Here is a 10,958-nt window from a genome sequence, read left to right as displayed (position 1 = left end):
GAGGGAGGGGATTGGTCAGAAGCGGTGTTCGGCCAGGACGTCTGCAGTTGCCTGCAGATACCTCTCGACGTCCGGTACCTGTCGTTTGAGAATGATGTGGAGCGCGTCCAGGACAGCGAGGTGAACGAGCCTGCTGGTGACGGCTTCGACGCGAATTCGGGTTTCTGCGCTGCCGGCGATGATGGTCCGGTCACACAGTTCGGTCAGTGGAGATCGAGTGAAACTGGTGAGCGCCACGACTTTTGCCCCCGAAGCCTTCGCTGCGCGTGCCGCGGCCAGTGTTTCGAAGGTCGAACCCGTGTGGCTGATGGCGAACAGGAGATCGGTCTCGCGGAGCATCCGTGCCTGGATGTGTTGTGCGTGGACATCGGCGACATAGGTGACGTTGAGGCCGAGTGTGCTGAGTCGGTAGGCGCAGTCGGAGGCCAGCATCGCCGACGTCCCGACAGCGGCGAGCTGAATGCGCTGTGCGGAAAGTAGCTCCGCCACCACCTCATTCACCGATTCCATGTCGAGAGTGCTCGCGGTATCTCTCAGTGCGGCGGCGAAATCGCGCAGTATCGTTGTCGTCAGGTTGTGGCCATCGCGCTCGGTCTCGGAGTCGAGGTGTGTGGCGGGGACATGTTCGAGGGCGAGCCGTGTCTTCAGTTCCTGATAGCCGCGGAGACCGATGCTGGTGCACATTCGTACCACGCTTGCAGCAGATGTGTTGGCGCGCTCGGCAAGTTCGGTGACGGTGGTATCGAGCAGTTCCAATGAGTCCGACAGGACCACGTCGGCCACACGGCGCTCGGCGGGTGAGAAGGTGAGGAGGTGGGACCTGATCAGCTGCCGAATATCGCTGTGCGATAACGGAGCCGACGTCACGGCCTTGTCGGTCATGGCAGTGAACCTATGGGCTCGCCGTGAACCGGAGTGCCACCACAGGTGAACGACGAATGAAGTTTTCACAAGCGTGATGATTCTGAACAAAAGTTTCAGGAATGCGTGGCAATGTGAAGGTCAGCGGAGACACCTTCCGTGCAGAGATCTCTCGTATCCGGCGCGGTCGCGTCGGCGCATCCCTCGACTTCCAGGAGAAATTCCATGACCGTGCGTGCTCGCCTACTCGTCCTGTTCGACTGGAACGGGACAGTCATGGACGATCTCGACCGAGCTGTCACCGCGACGAACGACGCCGTCGCGGGCCGGGGGATCCCGACGATGGACCGCGCCACATTCCAGAATTCGTTCACGCTGCCGATGAAGGACTGGCTGCGCGGGATGGGCATCGCCGACTCGGAGGTCGATGGCGTCGAGGCGCGGTGGAACACGGTGATGGAGTCACCTGCACCGGTCCGTGATGGTGCGGCCGACATGCTCGCAGAGCTTCGGCGGCACGGCGTCGTCACAGGTGTGGTGACCGCTGCGGACGCTGCGGTCGTCCACAACGACCTCGAGCGCAACGGCCTGGCCGGGGTGTTCGACCATGTGCGTGCGTCGGTCGCCGACAAGGCGGAATGTCTGGCTTCGCTCCGGCCCCTCGGGGACGACGCGTTCTACATCGGCGACACCGCCTATGACATGACGTGTGCCCGGCGAGCCGGCTACACGCCGATCTCGATCGGTGGGGGCTACCAGCACCCGAGCATTCTCGCGGCGGCAGGAAGCGACCACCACCTCGAGGATCTCGCGGATCTGTCGAGTCTTCTCGGCCTGCTCGAAGAGGCTCCGGGGGCCAACTTGTAGGCCGCGCGAGGTCGGTGCAGACCGGTGGTCAGAGACTGCATCGGGAGTGTTCCGGCGGGGATGTCAGATCGATGAGGTAGTCGGCGACGATGGCGTCTACGCAATCGCTGGTGCCGTCGAATGCAATCGTGTGCTGATCACCGTCAACGGTGAGCAGGCTGCCGCCCAAGGTGTCGGCGAGGCTCACACCCGCCTCGTACGGTGTGGATGGATCGCCGGTGATCGAGATGGTCAGCGTGTCGGGTAGTCCGTCGATGTCGGTGGCATACGGGTAGTTCAATGTGGGTTCTGCGGGCCATGATTCACATGGGTCGCGTGCGCCTTCAGGGCCGAGTCCGGCGTCGGTGAACGGAGCGACCGCCTGGATCCGACGCTTCAGGTCGACTTCCTGTTCCGGAGTGTTGCGTTGTTCGTCCATACAGTTGATCGCGAAGTTCGCCTCGGGAGCGTTCGGATATGTACCGTCCTCTCCCCGGCCTCCGAACGCGTCGGTGATGCGCAGCAGAGTCTCGGGTGCACGCGCGCGTAACTCGCCGATCCCCTTGGTGATGACCGGCCATACCCGCGAGTCGTACAGCCCGGCTATCACTGCGCCGTAGGCGGCGTCGAAGTCCATCCGTCGCCCGTCTGCTGTGATGATCGGATCGTCGATGAGGGGACGAGTGATGTCGTGGAACATCTCGACGGCCCTGCTCGGATCGGTGCCCAGTGGGCAGTCCGGCGCCTTGGCGCACTCGGCTGCCATATCGTCGAAAGATCGTTGGAAAGCGGCGAACTGGGTGATGCGGCGTTCGGCGGTTCCCAAGTGCGGATCGATGGCTCCGTCGAGGACCATTGCCCTCACGTTGGCGGGGAACATCTCGGCGTACACCGCACCGAGCCTCGTGCCGTAGCTGCGGCCGAGGTAGCTGAGCTTGTCGTCGCCGAGTACGGCGCGGAGGATATCCATGTCGCGTGCCGTGTCGCGGGTGCCGACACCGGCCAGCACCTCGTCGCCGCCGGACCGTTGCGAGCATTGCTCCACCAGCGCTCGAGTATCGTCCTCGGTCCACGATCCGGAGCCGGTGAGCACGGTGGTCCCGGCTTCGCCCGCGTCGGTTTCGGCGTCGGTGAAGCAGTCGATGGCAGGTGTGGAGGCTCCGACACCGCGGGGATCGAACCCGACGAGGTCGAAGTTTGCGGTGAGAGGGCTCTCGGCCAAGGTGGTGGCGCCGACTGCGGCCATGCTCATGCCGGCACCTCCGGGTCCACCGGGGTTGAGAATCAAGGTCCCGACCGGTTCGCCCCGGGCAGGTGCTTTGAGCAGTGCGATCTGCGCAGTTTCGCCGTCGGGTTCGTCATAGTCGAGAGGAACTTCCACACGGGCGCAGCGGAATCCGGGATCGCTGGTGAATACGGCCTGGTCGGCGGCGGTGGTGGCGTAACCCTCACACGCGCCGAACACCAGGTCCTGGCCGTAGAAGCGTTGCAACTCCGCCGAGGACTCCGGCTCGGGTTGGAGTGCGTGCGACGTCGTCGGCCCGGAACTGCACGCGCCGAGGGCCAGGAGCGTCGAGGCCGCAACGGCGAGAACGGGCATGGGCTGTGGCAGTGAGAGCGCGCCTCGATATCGAGGTCCGAACATGGGAACCGAGCTCCGATCGGGAATGGGGATTGTCAGTTGTCGGCGCTGTCGTCTGTATGACGTGCCAGCGCCACTCTGCGCAGTACGTCGAGTTGTGCGGGGTTGTAGACCTCGGACATCACGGCTCCGATCTTGCGCGCAGTGCGGGGATCGTGTGCGATTTCGCTGTCGAATGCGCCGGGATACTGCTCGGTCAAGGTTTCGATTTCGGGGATCATTCGTCGGGCCAGGTCTGCCCGCGTCTGTTCGTCGGCGTCAGCAGGCAGGGCGTCGAAATCTGCGCTGGTCTGTGTGGCGGGGCTGCGCAACAATTCGCCGTATGCGTCGAGGTCGGATGGGCTGAGCACTCTGGTCAAGTACGTCGCGAAGGATCGGTCGGCATCGGAGAGGTCGCCGACATTGCCCGCGAGAGCCAATTCGGACGGAAGATCGGGTCTCGCGGAATGCCGCAGAAGAAGGCCGACCTCCATCCGCGCACGCTGTAGCCGTTCGATGGTGGCCGCCAATTCGGCGTCCAGCGCCTGCAACGACTGCACCGGATGCGTGATGTCCTCACCCATCTCGGCAACCTGCGCGAGCGAGAATCCGAGCGTGGTGAGGCGTTTGATCTGCAACACCCGAACAAGATGCGCGACGCCGTACTGCTTGTAGCCGTTGGATGCCCGCGGCGGCTGATCGAGAATGCCGATGTCGTGATAGTGCCGCACCGACTTCACCGTCGTGCCAGCGAGTTCGGAGAGTTCGCGAGTGCTCCACCCCATGCCGTCTCCTGTGTCTCGGTGTTCTGTCATCGTCTCCCACCGAGATGCTCGGCGAAGTGACGTACGACCGCATGGTAGAGCCGGTGTTGGTTCTCCGGGTTCGCGAAGCCATGGCCCTCGTCGTCGGCGAGGAGGTACTCGACCGGCACACCGCGATCTCGCAGGGATCGAACGATGTTGTCGGACTCCGCTTGGACGACGCGGGCGTCGTTCGCGCCCTGGGCCACCAAAAGCGGCGTACGGATCTTCTCGACCATGGTGATGGGTGATCGAGTGGCCATATCTTCTGCTTGGGCGGGATCGTCAGGGTTGCCGACATAGCGGTACCAGCTGTTGGTGAAGTGGGCGCGCGCGAACGGCGGCATCGACCGCAGGAAGTTCGCCAGGTCGGAGATTCCCACGTAATCGACCGCGGCGGCGAAATGGTCGGGGGTGACCGTGACACCGACAAGTGCCGCATAGCCGCCATAGGAGCCGCCGAAGATTCCGAGTCGGTTCGGGTCGGCGTAGCCCTGGGCGACGGCCCAGTCGGTGGCATCGAGGAGATCGTCGTGCATCGCACGCGCGAACTCGCCGATAGCAGCCGTGACATGCCGTCGGCCGTAGCCCGTCGAGCCCCGAAAGTTGACCTGCAGCACCGCATAACCACGGTTGGCCAGCAGCTGCGCCTCCGGGTTGTATCCCCAGGTGTCGTGAGCCCAGGGCCCGCCGTGGACCAGAAGGACCAGCGGCCGGTTTCGTGGCTCGATCCCGATCGGGAGGGTGAGGAACGCGTGCAGTGGTAGCCCGTCGCGGGCCGGGAATCTCACGGCTTCCATCGGAGCCAGCGCTGCCGTGTCCAGGTGTGGATACGGCCGGAACAGCTGCTTGCTCTCACCGGTGGCGTGATCGTAGAACCAGGTCACCGCTGGTTCGCGGTCGTGGATGAACGTGGCGATCCATCGTTGCTCGGACTCGTCCGACGACAACGTGCCCAGCACCCCGTCGGAGAGCTTCTCCAGCTTCGCGTGAACCTCGGCGAAGTGCGGATCAAGGACCTCGATTCTGGGCCTGTCCCCGACGAACCGAGCGGCGATCACCTCGCCGGTACGGCGGCTGAGGAAGACGGCCGGTGGCAGCAGGCCGGGGGCGTGGATGTCCAGAGTGCACAGGTTGTGCCCGTCCACGGCGCAGACCACTGTTTCCTCGCCGGTGTCTCGATCGATGCGGACCAGCCGCAGGTCGTCGGAGTCCTGGTAGCTGCCGAGTAGAAGCCCCTTTCCGTCGGGTGTCACGATCTGCGGGTAGATGCCGAGAGGATGCTCGGCTCCGCCCAGACGGTGCAGGAGGTGGCGGTCGCCGGTTGCGGGGTCCACCGCGGAGATCTCGAGGGTGCCGTCCTCGGTCTCGACAGTTTCGAAGGCCGCACACCCGTTGCGGTCGAGCAGTGTGCTGACGGTCGGTTCGGCTTGCTCCATATGCATCGCCGTCTCGCCGGCAGCGACATCGATTCGGAACACGTCGATGAACGTCGGTCGCTGATTCATCCACACCAGCACACTGCCGGGCGACGACGCCAGAGGCTCGACACCGAACACTCGTGATCCCGGTGGCAGCGGCGTCAGATCGACGGCCGGTACGTCCGGGGCATCCGGGTCCACTCGGTGGAGATGCCAGTCTTCGTTGCCGTCGGTGTCTTGAAGGTAGAGCAGCCAGCGGGAGTCGCCGGTCCAGTGGAAGGTCGAGATCCCGCGTCTGCTGTCGTGCGTGACGCAGACGGCGTCGTCGTGGTCCTCGTGAATGCCGCGCACCCACACATTGCGTCGCCCGTGTTTCGGTGCCAGGTAGGCCAGCCTGGTTCCGTCCGGCGAAATCGATGCGCCGGCGAAGTGCGGATCGGCGAAGAAGTCCTCGACGTCGATCAATTCGGGCAAGGAATCGTCGGTCCTCGGGGTGGGCATTCGGACTCCGATCAGTAGGGGCGTCGCGAGCGACACGGCGACCGGTTCGGTGACGAGATCGGTCGACCGCTCACCACAACGAAACACCGTGCCCCTAGGGCATGGTCAAGCCTCGCTGCACGTGGTGTCCTGTTCGGGCATGACGCCCTCGACCAGGTAGTCGGTGATGATGTCCTGTGCACAGGGGTTGTTGCCGAGGGCGTAGACCCCATGTCCGCTTCCGTCGACGGTCAGCAGCCGTGATCGCTCGCCGAACTTCTCATCGAGGAGTTCGCCGCCACGCAGAGGTGTCACGGGGTCGCGTCGGTTCTGTGCGATCAGGACATTGGTCGGACCTTCCGGGTCGATCGACACGGCCGGCTCGGCCGGCGTGTGCTGCCAGAACGCGCACGGCATGATGTTCGCGGTTGCAGCGCCGAAGAGCGGGTAGGTCTCGCGGTCTTCGTCCACTGCTCGTCGGTAGACGTCGACATCGTCGGGCCATTCGACGTCGTTGCAGGTGACCGCGAGGAATACCGACCAGCTGTTGTCTGCCGGCGATGGCCCATTGCCCGGCGGCGGCTCGTCCGCGGGTGCGGCCGTGGTGGGGTTCAGAAAGGACTGCCAGCTCTCTGCTGCTGTCTCGTAGGAGGCCTGATTGTACAACGTGACGAAGGTGGCCAATCGGAACACGCGGCCATCGATCCCGTCCATAGGTGTTCGATCGAGCTGTTCGGCGATGGTGAAGTAGGTGTCGCGCACCTGTTGCGGTGTTTCGCCCAATCCGTATCGATCATGCCGTGCGGCAGCCCATTCCGCGAAGTCGGGAAACGTCTCTTCCATGCCTCGTGAGTATCTGCGCATCCCGTCGTGATCGAGATGGGTGTCGCCGATGTTGCTGTCGAGCACCACCCGGTCCGTACTCTCCGGGAACATCGAGGCGTACGCGGCACCGAGCGCGGAGCCATACGAGTATCCGAGGAAGCTCGCTTTCTCCTCGCCGAGCGCCGCCCGGACGCGGTCCAGGTCGCGCGCCATGTTCGCTGTGTTCACGTGGCGCATTCGGCCGTTGTGGTCATTGGCTGCGCATCGTTCGGCGACTTCCTCCGCAGTTGCCGTCTGCTCGGCGAATGCTGCCTCGTCCACGACGTACGGCGGGACTGCGCCGTAGTACTGAAGGTCGTCGGTGAATCCGCAACTGATGGGCGAGGAGTGTCCGACTCCGCGGGTGTCCATGCCGATGAGGTCGTAACTGTCCAGCACGCTCGGCGATATGCCCTGCGATACAAGAAAGTTGGGCTGATCCAGGCCGGTCCCTCCCGGTCCGCCCGGGTTCAGTAGCAGCACACCCCGTCGCGCGTCCGGGTTGTTCGACGGCAGCCGGGAGATCGTGATGTCGATCTGTGCGCCTTCGGGATCGTCGTAGTCCAGGGGGACGGGCACAGTGGCGCACTGCAACTGGGGCGGGCCGTCTTCAGGATTTTCGACGCCATCGGGGCAGGCGCTCCATTGCACATCTGTCGAGCCCATCGACACTGTGCTGACGTGCGCGGGTGCCTGCGAACAGCCGGCGACGACCATGCTTGTCAGCGCAACGGCCACGGTCGTGGTGCGAGGTTTCATGTGATTCCTTCCTGAACTCGCAGGTTGGACGGGTTTCTTGCTGGAACGGCTGGCGACCAGCACGCTGTACTATTACGGGGTGACCCGACGGTAGCACATTGTGCTAGTACGGTGTGCTAGTACAGTGTGCTAGTACAGTGTGCTGGTGATGGAGGAGTAGGACGATGGAGCAAGATCAGGGCGGTCTCGACACGAAGGCAAGGATCATCATCGCGGCCTGCGAGCTGATCGAGGAGGATCCCGCGTCGACGCTCAGCGTGCGGACCGTGGCGGCACGAGCCGGGGTGAGCATGGGGTCGCTGCGTCACCACTTCCCGACCCAGCGCGCACTGCGCGACGCCGTCCTCGAAACGATCTACGACGTGGTCACACCCGATAGCGAGATCATTCACGACACGTCGGTGCCGGCTCGCGACCGGTTGGTTCAGTGCCTGAGGCAGGTCCTGAGCGTGGAGGTGGGTGAACGATCGCGACAAGTTTGGATCAAATTCTTCGATGCCTTCGTCGTCCCGGAACCCACCGACGAGATCCGAACTGCATACGTCGCCATGACAAGTGAAGGGGAGCGCAGGGTCGAACACTGGCTTACGCTCCTCGCGAATGAGGGCGCTCTACCCAGGGCCGACATCACAGCGTATGCAAGGCTCCTGAACACTGTTCTCACCGGCCTGTCGATGGAGCGAGCGTTACCGTCGGATCACTCCATTCTTCAACGAGAAACTGAAATCCTATACACAGCAGTCGATTCGATTCTCCGCTCACCCGAGTAGCAGCGAATCGTCCCTTGCAGACTCCAGCGTGAGCTCGTAAACCAACTCGTGTTGTTGCTCCCGGAGGCCGATGTCGCCGCGGTGCACAACATGGGTGGTTGGCCGTCGCCAATTATGTTCATGTCCTCCGGGTGCGTGAATGACTGACAGTCGTAGGGCCTGGGGCGCCGGCGCGCACCGACCGGTCTCGTCGCCTACCGTGGACGAGTGTTGCCACAGCCGGACCCGAGACCACCGCGTAGCCGTCACCTGGCCGCTCCCGAATCGGATTGGGACGCGATACGTGCCTGGACGGACGACAAGTACATGCGGTTCGACGTGCAGCCGATCGGCCGCAATGTCATTCCCGCGTCGTCGATGTTCTCCGTGCAGATCAGCACCATCACGATGACGCGATTCTGCTACGGCGTGGAAGTCGACCTCCGGAATTTCGACTCCGACGCGGGGAACGTCCTCGTGCTGACCACCCTGCAAGGATCGACACGTCACGCGGCAGGAACACGCGACGAGACAGAGCTGACCGTGGGTGGGACTTTCGTCGCCGACTGTAGCCGGGTGGATTATCGGCTCGGCGCGGCGCCCGACCACTTGCAGTTGAACCTGACGATTCCGCACCGGCTGCTGTCCGACCTGGCATTGCAGTGGTGGGGCCACGTCCCGGGTGAGCGGCTGTGGAGCCACCAGTGCGTGGTCGGCGGGCAGAACAGTCCGTGGCTGGCTCTGCTCGAGTACGCTGCGCGAACGGCGTCGACGGCACCCGAGGCGGTCGCCACCGGGCGAGTGGGCCGGAATCTGGAAGAGATGATCGCTGCTCATCTGCTTGATGAGTGGGCAAGCTCTGCCGGAATCGATCTCTCCGAGCCCCCTTCTGTCGCGGCGCCCGGGTATGTGCGGACAGCGGTGCAGTACATCGACGAGCACGTCAAGGACCTGCCGACCGTCGCCGAGACGGCACGGGTTGCAGGTGTCAGCGTTCGCGCGCTGAACGGCGCGTTCCACAAGTACGTGGGAATGTCGCCGCGCGCGTATCTCATCGAGCGTCGGCTGCAGGGTGTCCACCGGGCATTGACTGCGGGAGCATTGTCGGTGTCGTCGGCTGCCCACGAGTGGGGTTACGTCAACATGGGCGTTTTTGCAGCCGCCTATCGCCGCCGATTCGGGGAGAACCCGTCGGAGACGTTGGCGTGGCGGCGTAGGGGTTGACCGAGTCGTTGTTGCCGATTGAAGACGGTTGCTGCCGATCGCGGACGTAACCGGGTGAGCGATCGCCCTACCTTTCGTTGTGCTGCTCATCACACCGGAAGGATCGAAATGTCCACGCTGAAACAATCTCCGTTGAAGTCGACGCTCGACGATGCCCTCGCCGATGTCACCACCGCTCCAAATGGCCCCGACCTCGTTCCTGGTGTCGCTGCCGCGGTGACGCGCTCGACCGGATCCGTGTACGAGGGTGCGGCCGGTGTCCGGTCGTTGAACGATGCGGCACCCATGACGCCAGATTCAGTGTTCGCGATGTTCTCCACGACCAAGGCCATCACCGGAACGACGGTGCTTCAGTGTGTCGAGGAGGGGTTGCTCGACCTCGACGCTCCTGCTACGGATTATGTTCCCGAGATCGCAGACCTGTCCGTTGCGGAGGGATTCGATGATAAAGGGACCTTGAAGTTGCGAGCTCCCAATACGCCGATCACCACACGAATGCTCTTGTTGCACACGGCCGGACTCGGCTATTCGTTCTTCGACGAGACGTATCATCGTCTCGTCGTCGACGGCGTGCATCCGAGTGTCATCACAGCAACTCGTGCCGCCTTGAACACCCCGTTGTTGTTCGAGCCCGGAACCCGGTGGAATTACGGATCCAACATCGATTGGGCGGGGCTGGTGGTCGAGGCTATTCGCGGGAAGCGACTCGGGGAGGTCATGGCGGAGCGGGTATTCGGCCCTCTCGGAATGAGCGACACATCGTTCGTTCTGACTCCGTCGATGGAGGACCGGCGGACTGAGGTCCACCAACGTGGAGAGGATGGGACGCTGGAACCGACCGGTCTGGTGCTGCCGCAGGAACCCGAGGTGGATATGGGTGGCCACGGTCTGTACTCGACCGTCGGTGACTACAGCCGTTTTCTGCAAATGTGGCTGAACGACGGCGAAGGTGAACATGGCCGGGTGCTGCAGCCGGAAACCGTTGCGAACGCCGCGATCAACGGTCTCGGCAATCTTCAGGTGACCATGCTGCCCGGCGTCGAGCCGGAACTGTCGAACGACGCAGAATTCTTTCCCGGGCAGCGCAAGACGTGGGCCTACACTTTCATGGTCAACGAAGAGCAAGCGCCTACAGGTCGCAGCGCCGGATCGTTGAGTTGGGCCGGATTGGCAAATCTGTATTACTGGATCGATCGTAGTGCAGATGTCGCCGGGATCTGGGCGACGCAGATCCTGCCGTTCGCCGACCGCGCATCTGTCGACGGGTTCCTCGAATTCGAGTCACGCGTGTATCGATCGCTGGACTGATCAGTGGCAGGGCGTCCGGGTG

At 63.6% G+C, this 10,958-nt stretch carries 9 protein-coding genes; 4 read left to right on the top strand and 5 right to left on the bottom strand.

The features are described 5' to 3' along the window. Window positions 1-15: 15 nt before the first annotated feature. The gene (locus ACZ46K_RS23700) at window positions 16-882 is read right to left on the bottom strand and encodes a MurR/RpiR family transcriptional regulator (protein WP_464745073.1); all 867 of its coding nucleotides are present in this window, start codon (window positions 880-882) and stop codon (window positions 16-18) included. Between the two features lie 204 nt (window positions 883-1,086). Between ACZ46K_RS23700 and ACZ46K_RS23695 the strand changes: the two genes are divergently transcribed. Continuing rightward, on the top strand, window positions 1,087-1,728 hold the full coding sequence (locus tag ACZ46K_RS23695) for an HAD family hydrolase (RefSeq protein WP_054809704.1): 642 nt from the start codon (window positions 1,087-1,089) through the stop codon (window positions 1,726-1,728). A 28-nt stretch (window positions 1,729-1,756) separates the two neighbouring features. On the opposite strand, the gene ACZ46K_RS23690 is transcribed toward ACZ46K_RS23695, so the two are convergent. The 4 genes from ACZ46K_RS23690 to ACZ46K_RS23675 form a co-directional block, all read right to left on the bottom strand. After that, window positions 1,757-3,352 carry an alpha/beta fold hydrolase gene (locus ACZ46K_RS23690; RefSeq protein ID WP_464745072.1) on the bottom strand — a complete coding sequence of 532 codons (1,596 nt, stop codon included), beginning with the start codon at window positions 3,350-3,352 and terminating at the stop codon, window positions 1,757-1,759. A gap of 32 nt (window positions 3,353-3,384) precedes the next feature. Continuing rightward, window positions 3,385-4,113: a MerR family transcriptional regulator gene (locus tag ACZ46K_RS23685; protein WP_054805316.1), complete on the bottom strand. Its 729-nt coding sequence runs from the start codon at window positions 4,111-4,113 to the stop codon at window positions 3,385-3,387. A gap of 26 nt (window positions 4,114-4,139) precedes the next feature. Continuing rightward, window positions 4,140-6,053 (bottom strand): S9 family peptidase, encoded by a 1,914-nt coding sequence (locus tag ACZ46K_RS23680; RefSeq protein ID WP_132471252.1) that lies wholly within the window; start codon window positions 6,051-6,053, stop codon window positions 4,140-4,142. A 105-nt stretch (window positions 6,054-6,158) separates the two neighbouring features. Continuing rightward, a complete protein-coding gene (locus ACZ46K_RS23675; RefSeq protein ID WP_054809705.1) occupies window positions 6,159-7,655 on the bottom strand; it encodes an alpha/beta hydrolase in 1,497 nt (498 codons plus the stop codon). Between the two features lie 164 nt (window positions 7,656-7,819). Between ACZ46K_RS23675 and ACZ46K_RS23670 the strand changes: the two genes are divergently transcribed. The 3 genes from ACZ46K_RS23670 to acmB all read left to right on the top strand — a co-directional run bounded on the left by ACZ46K_RS23670 (window position 7,820) and on the right by acmB (window position 10,936). Next, window positions 7,820-8,425 carry a TetR/AcrR family transcriptional regulator gene (locus ACZ46K_RS23670; RefSeq protein ID WP_054809706.1) on the top strand — a complete coding sequence of 202 codons (606 nt, stop codon included), beginning with the start codon at window positions 7,820-7,822 and terminating at the stop codon, window positions 8,423-8,425. Between the two features lie 207 nt (window positions 8,426-8,632). Then, complete coding sequence (locus ACZ46K_RS23665; protein WP_464745070.1) at window positions 8,633-9,628, top strand: AraC family transcriptional regulator; 996 nt, start codon at window positions 8,633-8,635, stop codon at window positions 9,626-9,628. Between the two features lie 108 nt (window positions 9,629-9,736). Beyond that, window positions 9,737-10,936, top strand: a complete 1,200-nt coding sequence (gene acmB / locus ACZ46K_RS23660) for a methyl acetate hydrolase AcmB (RefSeq protein WP_464745068.1) — start codon at window positions 9,737-9,739, stop codon at window positions 10,934-10,936. Window positions 10,937-10,958 lie beyond the last annotated feature (22 nt).

It is taken from the genome of Rhodococcus sp. JCM 9793, from assembly GCF_055380405.1.
Note: the sequence above shows the minus strand (reverse complement) of the source record. Positions and strands in the feature narration are given on the sequence as shown.